This is a genomic window from Bacillus cereus group sp. BfR-BA-01524, from assembly GCF_022662595.1.
Taxonomy (GTDB): domain Bacteria; phylum Bacillota; class Bacilli; order Bacillales; family Bacillaceae_G; genus Bacillus_A; species Bacillus_A thuringiensis_S.
In genome coordinates, this window is the sequence record NZ_JAKUDW010000024.1 from 22,419 (window position 1) to 46,342 (window position 23,924).

Below are 23,924 nucleotides of genomic sequence, written 5' to 3' on the forward strand. Positions count from 1 at the left end.
ATAGTATCGAAGTTCATTTTGGAGGGGGGAATGTAATACTACATCTTTAAAGTATTAGTTACACTTGAACTGCACATTGCGTATTTTTTATGAAGAAAAGACACTCATATAAAAGTGTCTTTTCCGATAGTTTTTTAGCAGAAGCAAGCAGCTCCAACGATGATTAATAAAATGAACAATACAACTAATAAAGCAAATCCTCCAGCGAAGCCACAGCCGCCACAACTACCACCAAAGCCCATAACAGTTCCTCCTTTTAATAGGAAGGGAAAACCAAGGGGTCACTCATGTGTTTTAACGGATTCCATTTACTTTATGCTTTTATGAATGAATGGAGCAGGTCCTTTTCAAAATAGATTTATGCCGCTATTTGCCGGGGAGTAAGACCTCGATTGGTGAGGGCTGATTTAAAGTTTCACTTTATTCTTTAAGAGCGAATAAATAAAAAACAAAATATCTAAAAATATAGATGGAAATCCGCTTTTATACCTTTCAATAAAAGAATACTAGCATTATATATTATAAGGAATACTTGTCCTTAATTGTAAATGAAAGGGGGGAATTGGTATGAGTTATGGCTATGGTCACCCTCCAAAAAAATGCTGTGAACATCATAATGAAACTTTATCAACGGGTATATTACGTAGACATTCCGCTACGTTATTTCTTACTGTGGATGCTATGAATGTTGATCCTGACGATACTCGTAGAGTAACTGTTGAAATGTTTGATTGGTCATCTGGTTCTCCGGTATTGTTACCATTAATAGACCCTTCAACGCAAACATTGCCACCTAATCGATATGTTACTTTCCGTTCAGCAGCTCTTCCTCCAAGACTTTTTGCTTATGAAGTAAGAATCATTCGTCCGAAAGATAGAGATGTTGTTACGAATGTTTTTGGTCTTAGTGCAATCGTATTTAACCCACAAGAAGGAAATAATGTTTTACAACATGATTTAGCAAAATTAGACCTTAAATAGCTTTTATAAAAGTCTATTTATTGGGCATGAGTAAAAAAGAGTAGGATGTAATCCTACTCTTTTTTTACGTTAACTAGAATTTTAAAAGAAATCCTTCATCATTTTAGCATCTTTAATATTCACGATCACACTTTCTACCTTATCTTTCTTCTCATCTTTAGCAATTGTAATTTGTTCCTTATTATCAATCCAAACAAGAAATTCTTCTTTTGAGTCATCTTTATATGTAACGGTAATAGTAGAATGTGCAGATTCTCTCTTTTTTTGATCTAAAGTGATAGTTTTAGGTGTTCCATTTTGAACTGCTGAAACGATAGATTTTATCATTTCTTCGTTATCTGTTTGAGATTTGGAAGTAGTATGATTTGTTGTTTTTAGTATTTCAATGTCTAAAATATTAGCGGAATTTAATTGAAAGGTATTTTGTGTATGTTCTTGCTTAGCCTGCGAAGTTTTATCTGTAGCCGAGGTGCTTGTACAGCCTATTAAAGTGAAAGATAGAGCGGTTAGAGCGCATATAGATATGATTTTTTTCATAGTATCCCTCCTTAAATTTAATTATAACAATTTTCTTTTAATTTAGGTAGTTATTGTAAGTAGAAGATGTTTTAAAGTAGTAAATGATGTTGTTTATTTTCTATTAAAATCAAAATTTACATAACTTTTTTTGAATTTTATGTTTAACATTTCGAAAATAGGTGTACTACATATAATATAACAAATAATTCATTTTAAAGGAGGAAGTTAAAGATGGAAACGAAGTATAGTAAACCTTTTGTATATGAATTTATTACGGAGAAAGAGGTCATGAATGCGGCGAATGATCTCGTGAAGAAAGGGATAGACCAAAAAGATATTTACGTATTAACACACGAGAAAGAGAGGACAGATAGAATCGCAGATAATGCAGACGTGAACACGATTGGAATAAAAGAGGAAGGACTTGGGACAAGCATTATTAATGTCTTTCAAAAAACGGGAGATCAGTTAAGAAATAAGATGCAAGAGTTAGGGCTTAATGAGGAAGAAGCTAACTTTTATGAAGAAAAGCTGGATGAAGGAAAAATCTTGTTATTCGTTAAGGATTTAGAGAGAGTCGGTGAATGGTTACAAGAAAGAAGATGCATGTATTCTATTTAAATTTGTATCCTGTAAATCTATAAATCTATTACGAAAAGGAGATGGGAAATATGAGTGAGAGCGGACTAAAAGAACAAATTACTGGTAAAGTGGAAAAGACAAAGGGACAAGTAAAAGAAGGAATTGGTGAAGTTACAGAAGATAGAAAGTTGAAAAATGAAGGGAAGTGGGACAAGACGAAGGGAACGATAAAGGAAAAAGTCGGAAAAGTGAAACAAAAGATAAGTGATGGATTGGATAATAAAGAATAATACATGTTTATCAAGCTTTGGTTACATACCAAAGCTTGATAAATCAAATATAAAAACAATATAGGAGGTTTAATTGTGGGATTTATTATTACGTGTATTGTAGGTGGACTTATTGGTGCGTTAGCTGGAATGATTACGGGAAAAGACTTTCCTTTAGGTATAGTTGGTAATGTAATTGCTGGTTTAATTGGATCTTGGGTAGGTAGTGCGTTATTTGGTCATTGGGGTCCTGAATGGGGAGGTATTTTTGTTCTTCCAGCGTTATTAGGTGCAATCGTCTTTATTTTAATCGTAACATTCTTCTCTAGAATGCTGCGGAAAGCGTAAGTATGATCATGAATAGTAATCTTAAGTTTATTATATATAACTATAAAGTGAATGAACTGATAAATATACATAAAAAAGCATCCAATTAAATTAATTTGGATGCTTTTTTTATGTAATCTGCATAGGAATGAGCGGGGGATGAAGGCCCCCCGCTCATTGAAATTACACTTTCTATTATGTATTAAACCATCGTTACTTTTTCACAATTATTTATTCTTACGACCTGCCTCGGTTCTATATGAGATAAGTCCTCGCTATTACCTATATCAACTACAATTGTATTTGTTAGTATGTTAATAATGGAACCAACTAACGTTGTAGCATGATCGTGTCGATAAGAAAATTGAACAAAATCTCCCTTTTTAAAGTTGTGCTCTTCCATAGATAGATCCCCCTAAAAATAATGTTTATACATTATACATACACAAATTTATAAGGTTTAAACATTCGGTAGTATTTTTTAAGTGTTAAGCCGAGAAAGGTGTAGAAAATTTATTTATAATGAAAATAAAAAAATATGTTTAAAACTAATTTTTATGGGTAATTAAATAGTAAAAGTTTGAGATAAGGGGGCGGAAATGATGAATTTGGAAATAAATATTTTGCAAAATGATGTAGGTTATACGGTACAACTTAATGGTGAGATTGATGCGTATACGGCATCAGATTTAAAAAATAAGGTAATGCCTATTACAAGCGAAAAAGAGGTTCATATTGTAGTAGATTTTCATAACGTAGATTATATGGATAGTACTGGTTTAGGTGTTTTTATAGCGCTATTAAAAGCAGTTAAGAAAAATGATGGAAAACTAGAGTTTATCGGTGTATCTAAAAGATTAAAAAGATTATTCGATATTACAGGGTTAACAGAAATATTAAATTTGAATTCCGATTTTGAAAAAGTAGAAAGAAGGTGACTAGGGATGATGGAGAGATTTGAAAAGATAGAAATGAAAATTCCTGCAAAGGCAGAATATGTGGCTATTATTCGTTTAACAATGGCTGGTGTTGCGAATCGAATGGGCTTTGCTTATGACGATATAGAAGATATGAAAATTGCTATTAGTGAAGCATGTACAAACATTGTACAACATGCATACAAAGAAGACGTCGGAGAAATTACAATTGTCTTTGGCTTATATGAAGATCGATTAGAAATTATGGTTGCGGATAATGGGGTTAGCTTTGATTTTAGCAGCTTAAAAAGGAAAGTTGGTCCGTATGATATTAGTAAACCAGTAGAACATTTGCCGGAAAATGGTTTAGGTTTATATTTAATCAATACGTTAATGGATGATATACAGATTATGCATGATGAGGGCATGACAGTTTTAATGACAAAATATATACAAAGAGAGCAGGTGGAGAATGATGGAAATCCAATCTCAACCTACAACTCTTACTAAAGAAGACGTTATTAAGCTAATTGCAGAATTCCAACAAAACCAATGTAATGAAGCGCAGGAAAGGTTAGTTGATCATTATAAAAATCTCGTATATTCCATTGCATATCGCTATTCAAAAGGCGGGCCGATGCATGAGGATATTATACAAGTAGGGATGTTAGGGCTCTTAGGCGCAATAAGAAGGTATGATTATTCGATAGGGAATGCTTTTGAGCCTTTTGCAATACCTACAATAGTAGGAGAAATAAAGAAGTATTTACGTGATAAAACTTGGGGTATTCACGTTCCAAGGCGAATTAAAGATTTGGGTGGGAAAATTAAACATGCGATAGAGGAGTTAACAGATCACCTGCAACGTTCACCGAAGATAATAGAAATTGCAAATCATTTAGGACTATCGGAAGAGGAAGTTCTAGAGATTATGGATGCTAAAAATAATTATCGAGTATCTTCCTTAGATGATGTAGTTGAAAATTCATCTGATGGAAGTTCGGTAGCGAGAATTGAATCTGTAGGTGAAGTAGAGCAAGGGTATGAACAGACAGAAAGACGTCTCGTTTTAGAGGATATTTTTAACGTATTAAATGATACGGAAAAGAGCGTTATTCATTATATATTTGGAGAAAATTTAAATCAAAAAGATACAGGGGAACGGTTAGGTATTTCACAAATGCACGTTTCTCGTATTAAAAGACAAGCGATAAGTAAATTGAAGCAAGCAGCATTTTTAGATACATAAAAATTTAAAATAATTATGTTTAAAACATGAGAAAAGGGGTACTTATTAAGTATAGGAGGAGATATGAAAATGTCACACGATGTGAACGAACTAATCGAAGGATTGAATGAAGATTTAGCAGGAGAATACTCAGCAATTATTATGTATAACCATAATGCAGCTACAGTTTCTGGTATATATAGACAAGTGTTAAAACCTTTCTTTGAATCTGAAATTAGTGATGAACAAGGACATGCCCTATATTTAGCGGAGAAAATTAAGACGCTAGGTGGTACACCTACTACGATCCCTTTACCGGTGAAACAAGTAGAAGATGTTAGAGAAATGTTAGAATCAGCTAGACAATCAGAATATGAGACAATTAAGCGTTATGAAACGAGAAAAGAACAGGCAGCGAAATTAAATATGACAGAGTTAGTTGTAAAGTTAGAAGATATGATTGCAGATGAAACAAATCATATGGAAGAATTAGATCGTCTTTTAACTGATAAAGCAATGGTTTTAAATTAAAAGTAGAAATTTATAGAGTGAAAGAACAAATTCCTATTTCTAGGGGTTTGTTCTTTTGTTGTATAAATATGTTTGAGTAAGAAATTTTCATTTTGTAACTGAGTATGTAATACTAGAAAAATAGAAAATGATAATAGATTTACATTTTAAATAAGAAAAGGGGAAATAACTTGTGTCCATTTTAATTGTCGATGATAATCCGGTTAACATATTTGTAATTGAGAAGATTTTAAAACAAGCCGGATATCATGATCTTGTATCGCTCAATTCTGCACAAGAGCTCTTCGAATACATACAGTTTGGAAAAGATTCTTCCAGGCATAATGAAATTGATTTAATACTATTAGATATTATGATGCCTGAAATTGATGGACTTGAAGTTTGTAGGCGATTACAAAAAGAGGAGAAGTTTAAAGATATCCCTATTATTTTTGTTACAGCTTTAGAGGATGCAAATAAATTGGCCGAAGCTCTTGATATGGGGGCAATGGATTATATTACGAAACCTATAAATAAAGTTGAATTATTAGCACGTATGCGTGTAGCGTTACGCTTGAAATCAGAATTAAATTGGCATAAAGAACAAGAAGAAAATCTTCGGAATGAACTAGATTTAGCTACGCAAGTACAAAGAAACTTATTAAGTAGCCCATTAAGAGAAGATCATATAAAAATTGAAGCAAGTTACTTGCCTTCATTTAAACTAGCTGGAGATATGTATTATTGGTATAAAATCGATGAAAATCGCTACGGTATTATATTATTAGATGTGATGGGACATGGTGTATCTGCTTCATTAGTTTGTATGTTTATTTCGTCTGTATTACGTGAAACAATTAAATGTTTAATTGATCCAGAACTCGTTATTAAAGAATTAAATAAATATATGACCCTTTTACATAATGAAAATGATAATATTCCTTATTATTTTACGGCGATATACTTAGTTGTTAATACAGAAGATAGAACAGTTGAATATGTAAATGCAGGGCATCCTTCTGGATATGTTTTAGTTGATGAAACAAATGTAGTTGAACTAGATCGCGGGAGTTGTGCCGTAGGATTTTTTGATGAAATAAAAGTTAAAAAGACAGTTATACCTTTTGAGAAGAACGCTCAAATATTATTGTTTACAGATGGTGTTCTTGAAGCAATTGCAAATGATGAATTTGAGTCTGAAGAGAAATTACGTACTTTTACAGAAAGAAAATGGGGAGATTTAGAAGGCGAGATAGAAGGGTTTTACAAGGAAGAACAAAAGAAAGCGCAATCAGATGATATGTGTCTAATTATGATACAAACGAATGCGAAATAAAAAGCGTATGAAATCCAAACAGAGGATTTCATACGCTTTTTATCCCGTATTAACGGGCAGTAAGACTCCCACCAAAAAATTTAGTCTGAAGCAAAGAAGGTAGGTGGGAGATCAACTGCCCGTAAACGCCCGATTGGTTCAACTAATAATCAGTGGGGGATACCCCCCACTGATTAAAGTTTCACTTTATTGTATTTTTTGATAAATTTGTTCACTAGGATTAAATTGGGTATAATGCGGCATTATATTTGAAAAACGAAGAGTTTCTTTATTTCCTAAACATAGAAATCCATTGTGACTTAAGCTTTCATAAAATAGTTGCTGCACTTGATTTTGAAGTTTACTTGTAAAGTAAATTAAAACGTTACGACAAAGTATAATATGAAACTCGTTAAAAGATTGATCGGTTACTAAATTATGCTGTGCAAAAATAATGTTTTGTAACAGTGATGGATTAAAATAAGCGAAACGATTATCTGTTGAATAATAGTTAGAAAATGCTTGTGTACCGCCAGCTTGTAAATAGTTTTTCGTATAAGTTTGCATTTTATTTAACGGGAGGATAGCTTGTTTTGCTTTTTCTAACACATTTGTATTCATATCTGTTGCGTAAATAACCGACTTTTCACTTAATCCTTCTTCGTGAAGTAAGATGGACATCGATAATACTTCTTCACCAGTTGCGCATCCAGCATGCCAAATTCTAATTTCAGGTTGCTTTTTCAATTCAGGAATAACATGCTCTCTTAGCGCTTTAAAAAAGGCAGGGTTACGGAACATCTCAGTTACATTAATCGAGAAATCATTTAATAACTGTTCTAAAACCCCTTCCTCGTGAATTACTTTTTCAATTAATTTTGAAATGGTTGGGATATTAGAGAGCTGCATTCGATTACAAATCCTTCTATAAATAGATGTGCGAGCATATTGGCGAAAATCAAATCCTGATAGTTTAAATACCGCTTCCAATAGTAATTCAATTTCTAAGTTCGTGCGCTCATCCGTATCTACTGATGGATCAAAATTATAATACTTATTTTCCACTCCAACTAAACCTCACTTATTTTATTAACCATACACTCATTACCGAATAGAGTTGATGTAGGTTTAATGGTTTACTTATATAATCTGAAGCGCCAGCAGATAAACATTTTTCCTTATCATTTGGCATTGCTTTAGCAGTTAATGCGATAATAGGTATTTCATGTAACCCTAAGTTCATTCGGATATTTTCCATCGTTTCATAACCGTCCATATTAGGCATCATAATATCCATTAAAATAAGGTCAATATTTGTATTGCTTTTTAGTATTTCTAAACACTCTATGCCGTTTTGGGCAGTAATAATGTTGGCGTTTTGTTTTTTTAATGCATTTTGTAACGCAAATATATTTCGATGATCATCATCGACAATTAAAATTGTTTTCTCTTGGAAGACGTTATTTGTTTCGGTAGTAACGATAGTTTCTTCAACAACTTCAGCAGGAATAACATCTTCTATCGTTGCTGCGACTTCTAAATTGGAGAACTGTATATCATGTAATCCATTTGGAAGGTTAGGAATATATACCGTGAAAGTACTACCTTCTCCTACATTACTCTCTAACGTAATCCAACCACCTAACAATCTAGCAAACTCTTTACAAATAGATAAACCTAATCCTGTACCACCATACTTTCGAATCGTTGCTCCATCTGCCTGTTGAAAGGCTTCGAAAATAAGTTGATGCTGTTCTTTAGCGATACCAATACCAGTATCTTTTACTGAAATTGTAATCCAATCTTTACTTATAGACTGCATATCATGACTTAAATTGGTTGTTTCTATTGAATCGAAATGTAAAGAAACGGATCCTTTTTCCGTGAATTTAAATGCATTGGATAATAAGTTTTTAATAATTTGCTCAATCCGTTTTGCATCTGTATAAAACAGATCAGGAATCGTATCACTGTCTTCAATAGTAAATTCAACATTTTTTTGTGCAGCTATATGTAAAAAGTTTTGATGCATATTGGCTGCCATGTCACTTATGTTCGTTGCTTCAAAAATGATGTCTAGTTTGCCTGCTTCTACTTTAGATAAATCTAGTATGTCATTAATTAAAGTAAGTAAGTCTTTCCCTGATGAATGAATGACAGTTGCTAGTTCAATTTCATCATCCGATAAATGATTATCATGATTTTCTCGTAACATTTCAGATAATAATAAAATACTATTTAACGGTGTGCGTAATTCATGTGACATATTTGCTAGGAACTCAGATTTGTATTTTGAGCTGCGTAACAACTCGCTTGCTTTTTCTTCTAATTCTGATTTGGTAATTTGTAAGTCAGCTGTCTTTTGTTCAGCTTCTTCAGTTCTAGACTCTAATTGTTCATTCGTTGTTCGTAATTCTTCAGCCTGCATTTGTAGTTCTTCAGCTTGCGTTTGTAATTCTTCTGATTGAACTTGTAACTCTTCGGTCATTGCTTGTGATTCATGTAAAAGAGTTTGAATTCGCATACGTCCTATAATGCTATGGATTGTTAAACCTAGATTATCAATAGTTTGTTGAATTAAATCTTGATGTAAGTCTGAAATCTCAGTTACACTTACTAACTCCATTACTGCAATCACCTCATCCTCAAATAAGATAGGGATGACTAGTAGATTTTTAGGACGTATTTCTAATACTCCGCTAGTGACATAACGAAACTCTTCGGGTATATCCCTGAGAATAAAACTTTTCTTTTCTAAGGCAGACTGTCCAATGAAACCTTCACCCATTTTAATGGATTGTTTTCCAATATCAGCACCTTGATCGGCGAAAGAAGCTTTTTTCACATAGTAGACAGTTTCTTCATATTCTTCACGTACATAAAATGCACCGCAAGAAGTTTGCGTTTTTTGTATAATTCCACTAAGAATTTTTTTACCTAACATCTCAATAGAAGATACACCTTGATACATTAAAATTAATTCTGCAAGCTCAGTTTGTAACCACTCTCTTTTCGATATTTCGTCTAGTAAGTGGTTCGTTGTATGAGCAAGATCTTTTATTTCATCATGTGTATTTACATGAATTCTTTCCGTAATTTTTTCTTTAGAAGAAATTGATTTAATAGCTTGAATTACATTTTTAATCGTTTTTGTAATGGAATTCGAAATATAGAGTGAAACAATAATGGAAATAAAAGAAAGTAAGAACAATAAACTGTATAACCAAATCTCTAATTTATTATTTTCAATATCTAATTGTGCAGCTCTTTTTTTCGTTAGTTGCTCCTCAGTGCTCCGGAAGTTAGTTAGCTGCGACTGTAATGACTGAATTTGAGTCGTGTCAATTGTTTGTACATTATTACTATTATTATTTGTAATGAGTGGGTGAATCTCTTTATTAATCCAACTAGTAATGTTTTCGTTAATCTGTTTTAATTTTTCTTGCTGAGAGGGGTTATCCTCTAATAAAGAAAAAAGATCTTGATAATGTTTTTCGTAATCCTTTTCCGCAGAGTTAAGGGATTGCACGTAATTAGGGTTATTAGAAATGATAAACCCTTTCGCTTTATTTTCAATTGTTAGTAACTCTTTCTCCACTTGATTCGTTAAATTGAGAACTTTAAAATCGTGATCAATAATAAAATTACGAGATTTTTGTAAGTTGGAAATCTCATTGTTTAACATAATGAAAGAAACAAGTAAGAACAAAATGATAACTAAATAACCAGCCATAATTTTGTAACGAATACTAAATTTTGCTTTCGAGTTCATTAAAAATTCCTACCTTCAAGGTTATTAAAACTTTTCTATTTTAAAGAATGAAAAACGTAATATATATTATATCAGTTTTCATAAGGCCAAACTAGAAATCCCCCTATTGTATTAGGGGGTTCTTTTTTAATAGAGGAAATCATTTTGAAATATAAAAACATATATGAAAGGTAGTAAACGAGGGAATAGAGGGTAACAAACATTCTAAGAAGGGAAGAGTGTTCTTAAAGCTCTTTTTGCATCTATTCCTTCAAAAATAAATAATATAAGATCTTTCTTTTTTACAGTAAGGAAAAAGGATACTAGAGTGCTTAAATTTTTGATTGATGTCATTGTTCCATGTTTACTTATAAACAAATTAGCTTGAAATGTTGTCATTAAAGCATAAAAATGATGAATCTGAGTTATTGTAGGTGTTTCATTATAAGAAATAGTAGTAGAGTGAATGGCGTTCATCGTAATATTCCTTTCCATATAGTAAGCATAACAATATAAACATACCCGTTTTAAAAAATGTTAAACATATAAATAAGAAAAAATATAAGTATAGTTTTTTACGTTTAGAAAAGGTTAGGAAGGGTATACATATACTACAAAGAGATTGACTGAAGATGAATTGTAAGATGTCTATGTTTAGTAGATTAGTCCATCAAAATATACTTTTACTTTAAATAAAAAGGAGCCTGGTATACATGAATGAAATGATGATTGATATTACATTTGATTTAATTTACTTGTTAAGTAGTTCGCTTGTAGTGCTTTTACTATTCGCTTTTTTCGTAAATGGTTATGTTAATAAGAAGATTAGTGTATACAGAAATGAAGAAAAATAAAGAAACATTATATAAAATTTTAGGAGGTTAATAGTTATGGATTTAGATAGAAAAATAGTAGGTGTTTTTAGAACAATTGATGATGCGGCACTCGTTATTAATGAATTAAATGATAAAGGATACTCAGCAGATAACATTTCAGCTATTGCGAAAGATCAAAAGGAAATTGAACACCTTGAAGAAAAATCGGGTGAAAAAGTAAATCATGAAACTGCACATAAAGCGGATATCTTTTCAGCGACAGGGCTTGTAGCAGGAGGTGTAGCAGGCGGACTCGGTGGTTTATTAACAGGTCTTGGTATACTTGCCGTTTCTGGAATGGGTCCAATCGTAGCAGCAGGACCGATCGCAGCAGCTATTGGAGGAGCCGGTATTGGCGGAGGAGCTGGAAGTTTAATAGGAGCATTTATAGGGTTAGGAATTCCAGAAGAACATGCTAAAAAGTATGAAGAATATATTTACGATGGCAATATATTAATTTTAGTAGATGCAAAATTAGACGATAAGTTAGAAATCTATAAAATATTTGATAAGCATAATGCCTATAACTCTGATTTCTTTAAATAAAATGATGAAAAATGTAAACAAAGTGAATATCGTTTTTTTTTTGATCTTACAACTTTGGCGCGGCCGAGGAGTCGTATGACTATAAGAGAGGAAGGGCTTATAGTAAAAGATCAAGTTCTATCATGTTATTTAAAAGGGAAGAGGTGCCTTTTCGTGATTGTAAAAATATTAAAGGATAGCAGTAATAGTTTCCTTTGTACAGTTCAAAGTAAAAATGGAGAGAAGTATGTGAAGAAGTGGTTTAGTAAACATGAAAACAATGAAGAATTAGGGCGACCAACCTTTAAAGAAGTAGAAAAGGATTGGAAAGAAAATAGAGAATCGTTTATGTATCCCAATGTTAAAGCGCTTTATTAAAATTAAACATAATGCGCGCTTTATTATTACAAAACTGTCACATTCCTGTAAGGTAATTCAATGGATTAGATACTTTTTCCATGTCATAATAAAGACATAAGAAAGCTTATCAAAACTACAACTTATTAGGAGAGTGTCAGTCATGATTGTAACAACAACGTCTGGAATTCAAGGTAAAGAAATTATTGAGTATATTGATATTGTAAATGGTGAAGCTATTATGGGTGCAAATATTGTCCGCGATTTATTCGCTTCAGTTCGTGATGTTGTCGGTGGTCGTGCTGGTTCTTATGAAAGCAAGCTAAAAGAAGCTCGTGATATCGCAATGGATGAAATGAAAGAACTTGCAAAACAAAAAGGTGCGAACGCTATCGTTGGTATTGACGTAGATTACGAGGTTGTACGTGATGGAATGTTAATGGTTGCTGTAAGTGGTACAGCTGTACGTATATAAGTAAATAAAAAACAGGCTCACCCCTTGAAGTTCATGCTTTGAGGGGGTTTTTTGTTTTTAAGTTGTAGAAGTAAACTCCAGTTGCAAGGGCGAAATGAAAAAGAAACAGTGATGCTACATATATGTAATGTAAGTGCAAACTTTATGATAAATAATAAAGTTGTTATTTGAGATAATGGAAGAATTAGTGGTATAAATAACTTTATAGATAATAATCAAAATAGAGAAGACAGAATGTTCATGGATGGAATGGTTAAGGGAATTTTTCAATCTGTAATAAAAAACGGAGGTACCGAGAACGTTTTACAGATGTCTGTTACATAAAATTTATAATGGATTGGGGGCAATTTATGTTTTGGTTAGGGGGCTTTTTAGGATACATTGTAGGTTCTATTACTACATGTGCGCTGCTTTACTTTGGGTATAGAGCCGAGAAGAACAAAAAAGCGGATATGCGAAAGAAAGAGGAGAGAAAAATCAATAAAAAAGGTGTATAGAATGTGGAAATGGTGAAAGGTAAGGTGATAACGTTAATAAAAAAATAAATAGATGAAAGGACATTACATATTTTATATGATTCATATGCAATGTCCTCGCTTATTCTACAATCGTGTCTGTTTCTCGATTATGAATAATTGTTTCCTACCTTGCTATAAATTTCATAAGCAAAAAATCCAAATAAATAGCCTGTTCCGGATCCTAAACTAATTGAAAGCAGTGAGAAATCTGGGGAAAACATGCCGAAAATCAAACCGATTATACAGCCCAAAAGCATTCCTATGGGTATTAAACTATCTAATAACAGTTGAGCCTCTTTTGATTTTTTCTTACCCAATTTGCCATGCTTATATTTATGTTCCAATCTTTTTATTACAAATACTACAATCCCCCCGACTAGTATAACAGGCCAAATAGCCGAAATTAACCACATGTGAAAATCTCCTTTCACCTTTTAATAGGATTATACCAGATACTTACAAATTTTCGTTCCTAAATGTATTATCTAATCTATTTAAAAGGTCAATCAAAAAGCCCATTTTAATTGTAGTTAATAACTCGTCAAAAACACTTTCCCTTTCGTTTTCTCAGCAGACTGCACAACATCAACCGCCGCTTTCACATCTGCTAAGTCATATGTAGAATGTACGGTCATAAAACGTAATTGCTTATTTTCTACTAAACGAATTAAGTGACGAAACGTCTCCTGCCATTTATATGGCGGTACTTCTTTATTCCAATGTCGTAAATGAAATATGTTCGCGTGCACTTTTGCTTTCGTGACAATCTCTGCCCAGTTTACTTGTACGCCCGATAGAAGACCAATCGTCAAAAAGTGTCCGTTTGGCCTTAAGGAGAAAGCTAATTCATTTCCATCCGGTCCCCCGATAGAATCAATCGCAGCGTCTGCACCTCTGCCGTTTGTTAATTCCATAACTGTTTTATAAAGCGGGGCAGTGGAAGTATCTATTACATGATGAGCGCCAAGCTGAAGTAATTCCTCTGTATGTTTATTATTTCTTGTCACCGCAATTAATCGGAAGTTTAAAATTTGTGATAACTGTGCAAATAGATGGCCAATAGCGGATCCGCAAGCATTCACTAATAAAACACCATTACGTTGTAAGTTTAACGATTCTGTACATGTAACCCAAGCTGTAAGGGGATTAATATACATTTGTGCCGCTGTGAAATCATCAATGGAATCAGGAATAGGGACTACAAAATCAGCTAATGTCTTCACATATTCTTGCCAAGTACCTTCCCCGCGTAACGGTAACACACGTTTACCGATAAGGTCTCTAGAAACAAAAGCGCCTACATCTTCTACAATACCAACACCTTCATAACCAGGTATGTTAGGCAAAGGGATTCTATGTGCGTATGCTCCAGTGATGGGAATTAAGTCAGATGGATTAATCGGTCTAACTAGCATACGAATGAAAACTTCATTATCTTTAAGTGGTTCTATATTTTTATATTCAACTTGTAATACGTCTTTTGGATTGCCAAACTTATGAAATTGAATGCATGTTCCAAGCAAAGTAATTTGCCCCCTTAGTTTGATTGGGTTTATTATAGCATTTTTGGTTTTGGGGGTTATTTTGTTAGTGATAAATAGAGTTTTTAATTTACGTATTTGTCAGAATTTTATAAAATGTGTATAGAACTATAGAATGGGGGGATTTCTTCATGTGTACTAGTTTGACATTGCAAACAAAAAACTTCCAGCATCTTTTTGGGAGAACAATGGATTTCACATTAGATATGAATCAAGAAGTAATAATCATTCCTCGGCGTTATCAGTGGAACAATATAACTGGTGAAACGATCCGAGCGAAAAAGGCTGTTGTCGGAATGGGAATTAATTTTGGAGGAAGGGTCATGATGGCGGACGGAGTAAATGAAGCTGGTATGACATGTGCAACTCTCTATTTCCCAGGATTCGCTACTTATAGTAACAGTATAGATAACCATAAAACGAATGTAGCGCCATTTGATTTTGTGACTTGGAGCCTCACACAGTTCAATTCTGTTGAAGAGTTAAGAAAATCTATTGATAGCATTGCCTTTATAGATGTGCCATTACCAGTTTTAGGGATTACTCCGCCGCTACATTGGATTTTAGCAGATAAATCGGGAGCGTGTATTGTACTTGAGCCGACAGCTGATGGAATAAAAGTGTATGACAATCCACTAGGAGTAATGACTAATAGTCCGGAGTTTAATTGGCATTTACAAAATTTAAGACAATATATTGGACTTAAATCGCAGCCATTTGCGCCAACTGAGTGGGGAGATGTACCATTAAGTGCTTTTGGCCAAGGTTCAGGAACGATGGGACTTCCTGGAGATTTCACCCCGCCATCAAGATTTGTACGGGCAGCATATGGCAAACAAAACATTCAAAGTATAGAGAACGAAGAAGAGGGGATATCGGCTATTTTTCATATCTTATCAAATTGTGAGGTTCCTAAGGGAGCAGTAATAACAGAAGACGGTATATTAGATAATACGATCTATACAAGTGCAATGTGTATGGAGTCTGGAACATATTATTACCATACTTACGATTGTAGACAAATTATAGCCATTCATTTATTCAATGAAGATTTAGATACAGCTGAGATTAAAACGTATCCGTTCCAGCGGAAGCAAAAAATCTTTTATGAAAACTGATAAAAACACCTCCATTGAATTTGCATACTTAGTATGCGAATTCGGGAGGTGTTTTTCTATTAAGCCGAAGCCTTCTTCATTCTCTCAAGTAAACTAGATAACACATGCGTACGATACGATTCTAGTTTTTTACCTTCATAAGTACGGATACCTAATTTTTTAAGTTCTTTTACATACCAACCTTTGCTTCCGAAATACATGTGATCGCTCCCCTTCAACTTTGTTTTTATTTGTTCTGATTATACTTGGAGGTACAGGAATTATAATGAAGGAAATGAATTTCGCGCGAAAATGGTTAACTTTGTTGCAAAAGACATATATACTAAAGATAGTATACAACGAGGTGGACAAGACGTGATTATAGAGAAGCACGAAATTCAAATTGACCAAATTACGAGTGGTAAAGTGAATATCTTTACTTTCTATAGAAATAGAAAGCAAATTGATGATCATTTTTTACGATTGCAAGAACCATCGCTTACAGCAAACTACTTCTTCCATTTTCATTTTGATGCAGAGAGCTTGCATCTACTGCAGGAAGAGTTTCCAGGCGTATATCCGTACGACGGTAGTGAAACGATTCACGACTGGACGGAAAAGATGAAAGCTGAATTGCAGCATCAGATCCAAACAGGTAAATGGAATAAACGCGTACGTATCGGTAATCGCATTCTAGATGTGGTGTTTACGTGGTGTGACGAAGATATAGTAGAGTGAAAAAGAAGCGGATGACGCTTCTTTTTTTTAGCGCTGGAATAAAACGAGCTTACCTGCAGAAGATGTACAGCGATGTGTTTTTTCGTGCAATCCTTTTTCTTGTAAAATAGATTCACCTTTTGCTTTCGCTTCTTTTTCAGTTGCCGCCTCGAATGATTCGTCTAATGCTTTTGAACCATCTTTTTCAAAGACTGTTAGAACGTATACTCCCATGAAAATTCCCTCCAATAATTAAAATCAGAATCTTATAATTATTTTGACATAAAACGCTACAATATGCAAAGAAATATATGACATTGCGTGGTAAAATAGAATGAAACTTTAATCACTGAGAATATTTTTATTCTCGATGATTATTAGTTTTCAGCGATGTTAATTTTAATAAAATGAAACTTTTGAAAGATAGAAAGGATCGTTATTTGTGAAACAAGTAAAGTTTATACATGCGGCTGATTTGCATTTGGATAGTCCGTTTAAAGGGATGGAGATGAATGTATCGCAGTCTGTTTGGGAGAGAATGAAGCAAAGTACGTTCGAATCATTTGAACGTATTGTTGATAAAGCGATTCAAGAGCGCGTTGATTTCGTATTACTAGCTGGGGATTTGTATGATGCGGAGACGAGAAGTTTGAGGGCGCAAGTGTTTGTGCGTGAGCAAATGAAGAGACTTTCGCAGTACGATATCCCTGTTTTTATTATTCACGGTAACCATGATCATTTAGGGGGAAGCTGGGCAGCAATTGAGTTTCCGGAAAATGTTCATGTGTTTACCGATCCTTATGTAGAAGAGAAATCATTTTATAAAAATGGTGAGTTGTTAGCTTCTATTTATGGGTTTAGTTATTTGCAGCAAGCGGTAACGGATAATATGACAGCGCAGTATACGAAAATCAGTGATGCGCCTTTTCATATTGGCATGCTTCACGGAAGTGTGGAAGGAGATGCAGAGCATAATCGCTATGCACCGTTTCAAATTCGTGAGTTGAAAGAAAAACAGTTTGATTATTGGGCTCTTGGCCATATACATAAACGTGAAATTTTATCAGAAGAGCCATACATTATTTATCCAGGGAACATACAAGGTCGTCATCGTAAGGAAACAGGGGAGAAGGGTGCGTACCTTATTGAACTTACGAAACAAGGAACGCAGTGTTTATTTTTCCATACGGCAGATGTTGTATGGGATGAGATCGAAGTTTGTATTGATGGACTTGAAACTGTTGATGAACTTATGACGAGCATGTCAACTACGATGAATGATTGCCGAAGAGAAGAGGAAGGGACGCTTTTAACTGTCGTATTCACAGGGCAGGGCCCACTTTCTCCTTATTTGCGTGACGAAAAGCGTGTGGAAGAGATTTTTCACATTTTAGCATCTGGCGAAGAGCGAAAAGATTTCGTATATGCGATGAAGTGGAAAAATGAGACGGTTTCTTTTGCGGAAATCGAACGTTTGAAAGCGGAAAATCATTTCGTCGGTAGTGTGCTAAAGGAGCTAGAAGCATTCACAAATATGGACGGCGTGTTGCGCACGATTTGGACATCTCCTGTAGCGCGTAATAGTATTGAATCTTTTACAGAAGACGAGAAGAAAGAGATTCAAAAGGAAGCAGAAAATATTATTTTAGAGCAATTATTCCAGCAAGAGAGGGATAAAAAATGAGAATTGAAAAACTCCATATTTATGGGTACGGAAAATTAGAAAATGTGGAAATGGATCTTTCATTGCTGACGGTACTATATGGTGAAAACGAAGCGGGGAAATCGACAATTCGCTCGTTTATGAAAAGCATTCTGTTCGGTTTTCCGACGAGAGGACAGCGCCGTTATGAGCCGAAAGAAGGCGGGAAGTATGGCGGTGCGCTGACTGTGCAAACAGAGCAGTACGGCCGTTTGAAAATTGAACGATTGCCAAAGACGGCAGCTGGCGAGGTGACCGTTTATTTTGAAGACGGGAAAACGGGCGGCGAGGAGATTTTAAACGATATATTAAGCGGGGTGAATGAAAGTTTATTTGAATCGGTCTTTTCATTTGATATGCATGGTCTTCAAAATATTCATCAGCTCGGCGAAGCGGATATTGGCAATTATTTATTTTCAGCAAGTGCAGTCGGAAGCGATGCGCTATTACAGTTAGATAAAAAGCTAGAAAAAGAAATGGATCAACGCTTTAAACCGAGTGGGCGTAAACCGGAAATTAACGTGTCACTGCAAGAGATGAAGAAACTTGAAGAGAAGATGAAAGAGTGGCAAGGGAAAATCGGCACGTATGAAAAACAGGTGCAGCAGTTAAAAGAATGCGAAGAGAAGCTCGCTTCTGTTCGCGGGGAGAAAGAGAGTGCGGAAAAACGAAAGCAAGATTATGAAATATTAGCAGCGCTTGAGCCACTCGTTATTGAAAAGCGTGCGCATGAGAAAGTGTTAGAAAATGAAAAAGGGCAGTTTCCTGTAAACGGAACGGCGCGCTATGAAGCAATTAAGGCGAAGATGGAGCCGCTTAGGTTACAAGTTGATTCGCTCCACAAAAAAATAGAGACGGTGCAATCGGAAATTGACTCGATTCAAATAGATGAAGAGTTTTTACAAAAAGAAAGTTATGTAGAAGAACTTCGTATGCAGCATTTGTCGTATGAAAATGCACGCCAAGAAATGCGTGATATGAGCGGGAATGTTGCGAATATAAAAGAAGAAATCGCAGAGCTAGAGCAACAAATTGGTGCTACTTTTGAAAAAGAAACAGTCCTTTCGTTTGATATGAGTTTGGCAACGAAAGAATTAATTACGCAAACCGTACAAAAAGCGCGTGAATTAGAAACGAAAAAAGCACAGCTTGATGATCGTTTTAAAGTAGCGCAAGAGCAATTAGAAGAACAAGAAGAAAATATAAGACAGATTCAGAAACAAATGTTAGTGGATGAAGAGCGAAATACGTTAGTTGAGAAAGAGAAATCGTTCCAAGATGCGGCGTTTATCGGTATGGGCGCAGAGAGAATGAAGCGCAAGTATGAGGAAAAAGCAGGAGCAGCTATGCAAAAGAAAAAGCAGTGGCAAAGAGTTTGTCTTCTGTTACTTCTTATTAACACGCTTGTTTTATTCACGAGTTTATTTATTGATAACCGCCCGCTCTTATTTATTAGTGTTATTGTTTTTGTAGGGATTGTTCTTGCCCTTGTTTTATATAAAGATCCGTCAAGTGGATTACAAGAAGAGCTTCTTACTCTTCAGCAAAGTGCTGGCGGGAGACAAAGTGAAGAAGCGCTGTCTGTGCGCTATCAGTTAGAAAAAGATGAAGAGATTCGGAAGCTATTTGAGCGTGAGTCTTATAAATTGCAGCAAATGGAGCGAGCTTATGATAAAGTCGTTTCATCGTATGAGGAATGGGAGAGAGAAACGTTCCAGGCGGGAGAACAAGTAGATGCATATAAAACGCGCTATATGTTTCCTGAATTTTATACGTATACACACATATTGCCAGCGTTTGAGCGTATTGAAAAAATGCAGCAATTATATCGTGAATTAGATAAGCAAGGTACGCGAAAATTTTCATTATATGAAATGATTTCGCATTTTGAACAGAAACTAGAAACTGTTATCGGTAGTGCGGAGTATAGTAAGTTGTATGAGGCGCAAAGCCTTATGCAAGATGAGAAAGAGAAGAGACAAACTTGTAAGCAGCTGAAAGAGAAGCTAGCTGAATGGCAAGAAGAATATGAGTTCATGCAAGAGCAATTGAAACAACTGCTAGTAGAACGAAATGCATTATGGAATATTGCAGAGGCTACAGATGAAGAGATGTTTTTAGAAGAAGGTAAACTGGCGGAAAAACGTGAAGATGCTGAGAAACAAGTAGTGCGTTTATTACCGCAAATTGATCTGTTGGAACAGCGTTTAACGAGCTTGTCACTAGCTGAACATTATGAAGCTGACGGTTATGAAGAGAAATTAAAGAGAGAAATGACAGTCGTGCAAAACTGCCTGGCGCAAGAGAAAGAACTGACAGAGCGTATTGCGAAACATCGTATGGAAATTGCGAATTTAGAAGAAGGTAGTACGTATGGCGATTTAATGCATGAATGGGAAATGAAAAAAGCGCAAGTGCGTGAACAAGTGAAGAAGTGGGCTGCTTATGCGGCCGCAAAAACGGTGTTAACGAAAACGAAGCAATATTATCATGAAGTGCATCTGCCACGTATTTTACAAAAATCAGAAGAGTACTTTGTGTATTTAACGGGCGGACGCTATAGTAAAATCTTTTCACCGTCAGAGTCAGAGCCGTTCATAGTTGAGCGTAACGACGGTATGCGTTTTTACAGTCATGAACTAAGCCAAGCGACAGCGGAGCAGTTATATTTATCGTTGAGATTTGCACTTGCGAAAACATTTGAACACGATTATCCATTTATTATTGATGATAGTTTCGTGCACTTTGATGCGGTAAGGACGAATCGAACGATTGAACTAATAAAGGAAATTGCAAAGGATAGACAAGTCATATTCTTTACATGTCATGCGCATTTACTTGCGTATTTTACAGAAAAACAGATTATAAAATTAACACATATGCGTAAAGAAAATGAGTTGTAGTGTGCTATACTAAAAGTAACTGATTTGGTGGAGGAATTCGAATGAAAAAGAAAATTGCAGAGTATGAAGTTGGTGAACAAGTCGATGTTTTCTTGTTAATTAAAACAGCGACAAAAGGTCTAGCAAGTAATGGAAAGCCATTTTTAACAGTAATCTTACAAGATCCAAGTGGAGATATTGAAGCGAAGCTATGGGACGTATCACCAGAAGTTGAGAAACAATATGTAGCAGAAACAATCGTTAAAGTAGCTGGTGATATTTTAAATTACAAAGGCCGTATTCAATTACGTGTGAAACAAATCCGTGTTGCGAATGAAAATGAAGTAACAGACATCTCGGATTTCGTTGAAAAAGCACCAGTGAAAAAAGAAGATATGGTTGAGAAAATTACGCAATACATATTTGAAATGAGAAACCCGAACATACAGCGTCTAACAAGACATTTATTAAATAAGCATCAAGATGAATTTTTAGAATATCCAGCAGCGACAAAGAATCATCATGAGTTCGTATCTGGACTAGCTTATCACGTCGTATCGATGCTAGATTTAGCGAAAGCTATTTCAAATCTATACCCATCATTAGATAAAGACTTACTATATGCAGGCGTTATTTTACATGACCTTGGTAAAGTAATTGAACTATCTGGCCCAATTTCTACAACGTATACGTTAGAAGGAAACTTACTAGGCCACATTTCTATCATGGTGAACGAAATCGGTAAAGCAGCAGACGAATTGCAAATCGATGCAGAAGAAGTATTAATTCTTCAACACATCGTCCTTTCGCACCACGGAAAAGCAGAATGGGGTAGCCCAAAACCACCATTAGTAAAAGAAGCAGAAATTCTGCACTACATCGATAACTTAGATGCAAAAATGAACATGATGGACCGCGCATTAGGACGCACAAAACCAGGCGAATACACAGAGCGTGTCTTCGCACTTGATAATCGTTCGTTCTATAAACCGACGTTCCATAATTAATAGTGTGAATAAAGTGGCCTCATTAAGTTTTAAAAGCTTAGTGAGGCTGTTTTCTTTATTAAAAATTAAATGAAATAGTTAAGAAGTACGCATGGGGTTAACGAAGAACGATTAAAACATATCTCACCACTAGAATGGGAGCATATCAACTTTAATATGGCAGATACTTAGAATCGCTTCAGCCTGTATAACAGGCCTAAAAATAAGAGTTGAAACTTGTTTAGCATCTATTTTTGTTAAAAGGTGGGAGAATTGTGCTATGATGTGGGCAAATATAAAACTATCTAAAGGAGGGATTTACATGCCGCATATTGTGTTTCGTGGAATTACTACTGAACAATTAAAACACATAAGCAAGCCATTAGTAGAAGAGCTCGCAGAGATTTGTGAGTGTGGTACGGATAATTTTACGTTGGAACTACCAAGTTCTACGTTTGTATTCAATGGAGAAGAAATAGAAGCGTTTCCTCTTATTGAAGTGAAATGGTTCGAGCGTGGACAGGAAATTCGTGATCGATTTGCCAAGGCCATTACTACATATGTAATGGATTTTGGACTTCCAGAAGTAGAGGTCGTATTTACGGTTTTCACAGAATCAGCGTATTATATTAACGGGAAGCATTGTGCAAGTTAGAGCTATTATAAATGTTTTTGTAACATTTATCCCGCATTAACGGGCAGTAAGACCCCGACCTCAAAATTCAGCGGAAGCAAAGAAGTTAGGTGGGGGATCAACTGTCCGTAAAAGCCCGATTGGTTCAACTAATAATCAGTGGGGGATGAACAAAACCCCCACTGATTAAAGTTTCACTTTATAAGGGATAGAACCACATCGCTATCAAGCTAACTAGACAAAATACCCTCTAAAAAGAGCAAGGCGTTATTCTTTCTGAGAAATCATAGGAAAGGATAACGCCTTTATATCAATTTTAATATAATCGATTCACTTCTTTATAAAAAGTTTGGTTATTTTATTGAAGCTTATTCCACAAACACACCCGTTTGTTCACTTTTTTACTGTTTGAAAGCCATACTTTTTATATTGATTCATTTATTGGAAAAACCGAAAGTTTTAAACTCTCTCTATTACATATTTATTTTTGGAAAAATAGCCTAACTCCAAATACTAATAATACTGTGCCAGTAATACCCTCTATTGTACGGTTCACCTTTTCTTTTCTTAAAAAAGTTCTTAATTGACGTATTAGAGAGATATAAAGTAAATACCATATTGCTGTCAAAGTCGTAAATGTGAATCCCAACAAAAGAAATTGGAAGAAATGACTTTGATTACTCACAATAAATTGGGGTAGAAAACTAAGGAAAAATACAGCCGTTTTTGGGTTTAAGATTGCCGTGGTAAATCCTTGTCTAAAACTTTTAACCGTTCCAATATCCTTAGAGTTTATTTCCACTGAACCTGACATATCTTCTTTTTTAGAAAAGGCACTTTTAATTGACTTTAAAGCTAAATAAATTAAATAAAATGCCCCAGCATATTTTATTAATGTAAATAGCATAGCAAATTTCATTAAGATAGCAGAGAGTCCTAGTGTAGCCATTATTGTATGAATCATCATTCCAGATACCGTTCCTAAGACGGTCTTTATACCACCATTTCTACCATGAGAGATAGTGTTTTTTGTAACTAAAGCAAAACCGGGACCAGGCATCATTATAATAAGGAGTGCTGTAAGGATAAATAGCATATAATTTTCCATGTTATGGTATTTCCTTTCTGATTTTTAGTTTCGCTTATAGTATAGCTTTTTTCCTTAAAACATTAAATATAAAAAGTGTGATCAGGATAGTATCATAAACTTTCAAGG

General features: G+C 34.6%; 31 protein-coding genes. 20 read left to right on the forward strand and 11 right to left on the reverse strand.

Annotation, left to right across the window (positions count from 1 at the left end):
• Positions 1–134 precede the first annotated feature (134 nt).
• Positions 135–242, reverse strand: coding sequence for a YjcZ family sporulation protein (locus tag MR170_RS10915; protein WP_000505670.1), 108 nt, complete (start codon positions 240–242; stop codon positions 135–137).
• A gap of 325 nt (positions 243–567) precedes the next feature.
• Here MR170_RS10915 and MR170_RS10920 point away from each other — a divergent pair, with 325 nt between their 5' ends.
• Positions 568–981, forward strand: coding sequence for a hypothetical protein (locus MR170_RS10920; RefSeq protein WP_016082627.1), 414 nt, complete (start codon positions 568–570; stop codon positions 979–981).
• Between the two features lie 81 nt (positions 982–1,062).
• Here the strand turns inward: MR170_RS10920 and MR170_RS10925 are convergent, their stop codons facing one another.
• Positions 1,063–1,518: a hypothetical protein gene (locus MR170_RS10925; RefSeq protein WP_242308244.1), complete on the reverse strand. Its 456-nt coding sequence runs from the start codon at positions 1,516–1,518 to the stop codon at positions 1,063–1,065.
• 213 nt (positions 1,519–1,731) lie between these two features.
• On the opposite strand from MR170_RS10925, the gene MR170_RS10930 reads away from it, so the two are divergent.
• From MR170_RS10930 to MR170_RS10940, 3 genes are all read left to right on the forward strand, one after another.
• The gene (locus tag MR170_RS10930) at positions 1,732–2,121 is read left to right on the forward strand and encodes a YflT domain-containing protein (protein ID WP_000448808.1); all 390 of its coding nucleotides are present in this window, start codon (positions 1,732–1,734) and stop codon (positions 2,119–2,121) included.
• A 50-nt stretch (positions 2,122–2,171) separates the two neighbouring features.
• Positions 2,172–2,372 carry a CsbD family protein gene (locus tag MR170_RS10935; RefSeq protein WP_000004269.1) on the forward strand — a complete coding sequence of 67 codons (201 nt, stop codon included), beginning with the start codon at positions 2,172–2,174 and terminating at the stop codon, positions 2,370–2,372.
• 75 nt (positions 2,373–2,447) lie between these two features.
• Entirely contained in the window at positions 2,448–2,699 is a 252-nt protein-coding gene (locus tag MR170_RS10940; protein ID WP_242308245.1) for a GlsB/YeaQ/YmgE family stress response membrane protein, read from the forward strand.
• 181 nt (positions 2,700–2,880) lie between these two features.
• Here the strand turns inward: MR170_RS10940 and MR170_RS10945 are convergent, their stop codons facing one another.
• The gene (locus MR170_RS10945; protein ID WP_029442044.1) at positions 2,881–3,081 is read right to left on the reverse strand and encodes a hypothetical protein; all 201 of its coding nucleotides are present in this window, start codon (positions 3,079–3,081) and stop codon (positions 2,881–2,883) included.
• 196 nt (positions 3,082–3,277) lie between these two features.
• Between MR170_RS10945 and rsbV the strand changes: the two genes are divergently transcribed.
• The 5 genes from rsbV (at position 3,278) to MR170_RS10970 (ending at position 6,669) form a co-directional block, all read left to right on the forward strand.
• The gene (gene rsbV / locus MR170_RS10950; RefSeq protein WP_002106052.1) at positions 3,278–3,616 is read left to right on the forward strand and encodes an anti sigma b factor antagonist RsbV; all 339 of its coding nucleotides are present in this window, start codon (positions 3,278–3,280) and stop codon (positions 3,614–3,616) included.
• A gap of 6 nt (positions 3,617–3,622) precedes the next feature.
• Complete coding sequence (gene rsbW / locus MR170_RS10955; RefSeq protein ID WP_002059299.1) at positions 3,623–4,105, forward strand: anti-sigma B factor RsbW; 483 nt, start codon at positions 3,623–3,625, stop codon at positions 4,103–4,105.
• Positions 4,068–4,844, forward strand: a complete 777-nt coding sequence (gene sigB / locus MR170_RS10960; RefSeq protein WP_242308247.1) for an RNA polymerase sigma factor SigB — start codon at positions 4,068–4,070, stop codon at positions 4,842–4,844. Before rsbW ends, sigB begins: the two co-directional genes overlap by 38 nt.
• A gap of 69 nt (positions 4,845–4,913) precedes the next feature.
• Positions 4,914–5,354, forward strand: a complete 441-nt coding sequence (locus MR170_RS10965; protein WP_242308249.1) for a ferritin-like domain-containing protein — start codon at positions 4,914–4,916, stop codon at positions 5,352–5,354.
• 172 nt (positions 5,355–5,526) lie between these two features.
• On the forward strand, positions 5,527–6,669 hold the full coding sequence (locus MR170_RS10970; protein ID WP_029442048.1) for a fused response regulator/phosphatase: 1,143 nt from the start codon (positions 5,527–5,529) through the stop codon (positions 6,667–6,669).
• Between the two features lie 186 nt (positions 6,670–6,855).
• On the opposite strand, the gene MR170_RS10975 is transcribed toward MR170_RS10970, so the two are convergent.
• From MR170_RS10975 to MR170_RS10985, 3 genes are all read right to left on the reverse strand, one after another.
• Positions 6,856–7,713 carry a CheR family methyltransferase gene (locus MR170_RS10975; protein ID WP_000429043.1) on the reverse strand — a complete coding sequence of 286 codons (858 nt, stop codon included), beginning with the start codon at positions 7,711–7,713 and terminating at the stop codon, positions 6,856–6,858.
• Between the two features lie 16 nt (positions 7,714–7,729).
• Complete coding sequence (locus MR170_RS10980; protein WP_242308251.1) at positions 7,730–10,420, reverse strand: ATP-binding protein; 2,691 nt, start codon at positions 10,418–10,420, stop codon at positions 7,730–7,732.
• A gap of 204 nt (positions 10,421–10,624) precedes the next feature.
• Complete coding sequence (locus MR170_RS10985; RefSeq protein WP_000991350.1) at positions 10,625–10,876, reverse strand: hypothetical protein; 252 nt, start codon at positions 10,874–10,876, stop codon at positions 10,625–10,627.
• A gap of 236 nt (positions 10,877–11,112) precedes the next feature.
• Here MR170_RS10985 and MR170_RS10990 point away from each other — a divergent pair, with 236 nt between their 5' ends.
• The 5 genes from MR170_RS10990 to MR170_RS11010 all read left to right on the forward strand — a co-directional run bounded on the left by MR170_RS10990 (position 11,113) and on the right by MR170_RS11010 (position 13,128).
• Positions 11,113–11,253 carry a hypothetical protein gene (locus MR170_RS10990; protein WP_001004567.1) on the forward strand — a complete coding sequence of 47 codons (141 nt, stop codon included), beginning with the start codon at positions 11,113–11,115 and terminating at the stop codon, positions 11,251–11,253.
• 36 nt (positions 11,254–11,289) lie between these two features.
• Complete coding sequence (locus MR170_RS10995; RefSeq protein WP_029442050.1) at positions 11,290–11,820, forward strand: general stress protein; 531 nt, start codon at positions 11,290–11,292, stop codon at positions 11,818–11,820.
• Positions 11,821–11,973: 153 nt separating this feature from the next.
• Positions 11,974–12,177: a DUF4028 family protein gene (locus tag MR170_RS11000; RefSeq protein WP_140163941.1), complete on the forward strand. Its 204-nt coding sequence runs from the start codon at positions 11,974–11,976 to the stop codon at positions 12,175–12,177.
• A gap of 142 nt (positions 12,178–12,319) precedes the next feature.
• The gene (locus MR170_RS11005) at positions 12,320–12,631 is read left to right on the forward strand and encodes a YbjQ family protein (RefSeq protein ID WP_000637510.1); all 312 of its coding nucleotides are present in this window, start codon (positions 12,320–12,322) and stop codon (positions 12,629–12,631) included.
• A gap of 350 nt (positions 12,632–12,981) precedes the next feature.
• The gene (locus MR170_RS11010; RefSeq protein ID WP_016082623.1) at positions 12,982–13,128 is read left to right on the forward strand and encodes a hypothetical protein; all 147 of its coding nucleotides are present in this window, start codon (positions 12,982–12,984) and stop codon (positions 13,126–13,128) included.
• Between the two features lie 128 nt (positions 13,129–13,256).
• On the opposite strand, the gene MR170_RS11015 is transcribed toward MR170_RS11010, so the two are convergent.
• Positions 13,257–13,562, reverse strand: a complete 306-nt coding sequence (locus tag MR170_RS11015) for a hypothetical protein (RefSeq protein ID WP_048565193.1) — start codon at positions 13,560–13,562, stop codon at positions 13,257–13,259.
• A gap of 117 nt (positions 13,563–13,679) precedes the next feature.
• A complete protein-coding gene (locus tag MR170_RS11020; RefSeq protein WP_242308252.1) occupies positions 13,680–14,672 on the reverse strand; it encodes a zinc-dependent alcohol dehydrogenase family protein in 993 nt (330 codons plus the stop codon).
• Between the two features lie 149 nt (positions 14,673–14,821).
• On the opposite strand from MR170_RS11020, the gene bsh reads away from it, so the two are divergent.
• Complete coding sequence (bsh, locus tag MR170_RS11025) at positions 14,822–15,808, forward strand: choloylglycine hydrolase (RefSeq protein ID WP_242308253.1); 987 nt, start codon at positions 14,822–14,824, stop codon at positions 15,806–15,808.
• Positions 15,809–15,867: 59 nt separating this feature from the next.
• Here bsh and MR170_RS11030 read toward each other — a convergent pair whose 3' ends face one another.
• Positions 15,868–16,008 carry a YflJ family protein gene (locus MR170_RS11030; RefSeq protein WP_000273536.1) on the reverse strand — a complete coding sequence of 47 codons (141 nt, stop codon included), beginning with the start codon at positions 16,006–16,008 and terminating at the stop codon, positions 15,868–15,870.
• A 154-nt stretch (positions 16,009–16,162) separates the two neighbouring features.
• Here MR170_RS11030 and MR170_RS11035 point away from each other — a divergent pair, with 154 nt between their 5' ends.
• Positions 16,163–16,525: a hypothetical protein gene (locus MR170_RS11035; protein WP_000582776.1), complete on the forward strand. Its 363-nt coding sequence runs from the start codon at positions 16,163–16,165 to the stop codon at positions 16,523–16,525.
• 27 nt (positions 16,526–16,552) lie between these two features.
• On the opposite strand, the gene MR170_RS11040 is transcribed toward MR170_RS11035, so the two are convergent.
• The gene (locus MR170_RS11040; RefSeq protein WP_000539550.1) at positions 16,553–16,738 is read right to left on the reverse strand and encodes a YhzD family protein; all 186 of its coding nucleotides are present in this window, start codon (positions 16,736–16,738) and stop codon (positions 16,553–16,555) included.
• A 208-nt stretch (positions 16,739–16,946) separates the two neighbouring features.
• Here MR170_RS11040 and MR170_RS11045 point away from each other — a divergent pair, with 208 nt between their 5' ends.
• The 4 genes from MR170_RS11045 to MR170_RS11060 all read left to right on the forward strand — a co-directional run bounded on the left by MR170_RS11045 (position 16,947) and on the right by MR170_RS11060 (position 22,729).
• The gene (locus tag MR170_RS11045) at positions 16,947–18,188 is read left to right on the forward strand and encodes a metallophosphoesterase family protein (protein WP_242308254.1); all 1,242 of its coding nucleotides are present in this window, start codon (positions 16,947–16,949) and stop codon (positions 18,186–18,188) included.
• Positions 18,185–21,109, forward strand: coding sequence for an ATP-binding protein (locus MR170_RS11050; RefSeq protein ID WP_242308255.1), 2,925 nt, complete (start codon positions 18,185–18,187; stop codon positions 21,107–21,109). The genes MR170_RS11045 and MR170_RS11050 overlap by 4 nt, the downstream gene beginning before the upstream one ends.
• A 41-nt stretch (positions 21,110–21,150) precedes the next feature.
• Positions 21,151–22,095 carry a 3'-5' exoribonuclease YhaM gene (gene yhaM, locus MR170_RS11055; protein WP_242308256.1) on the forward strand — a complete coding sequence of 315 codons (945 nt, stop codon included), beginning with the start codon at positions 21,151–21,153 and terminating at the stop codon, positions 22,093–22,095.
• Positions 22,096–22,396: 301 nt separating this feature from the next.
• The gene (locus tag MR170_RS11060) at positions 22,397–22,729 is read left to right on the forward strand and encodes a DUF1904 family protein (RefSeq protein WP_029442057.1); all 333 of its coding nucleotides are present in this window, start codon (positions 22,397–22,399) and stop codon (positions 22,727–22,729) included.
• Between the two features lie 460 nt (positions 22,730–23,189).
• Here the strand turns inward: MR170_RS11060 and MR170_RS11065 are convergent, their stop codons facing one another.
• Positions 23,190–23,816 (reverse strand): LysE family translocator, encoded by a 627-nt coding sequence (locus tag MR170_RS11065; protein ID WP_242308257.1) that lies wholly within the window; start codon positions 23,814–23,816, stop codon positions 23,190–23,192.
• Positions 23,817–23,924: the final 108 nt, after the last annotated feature.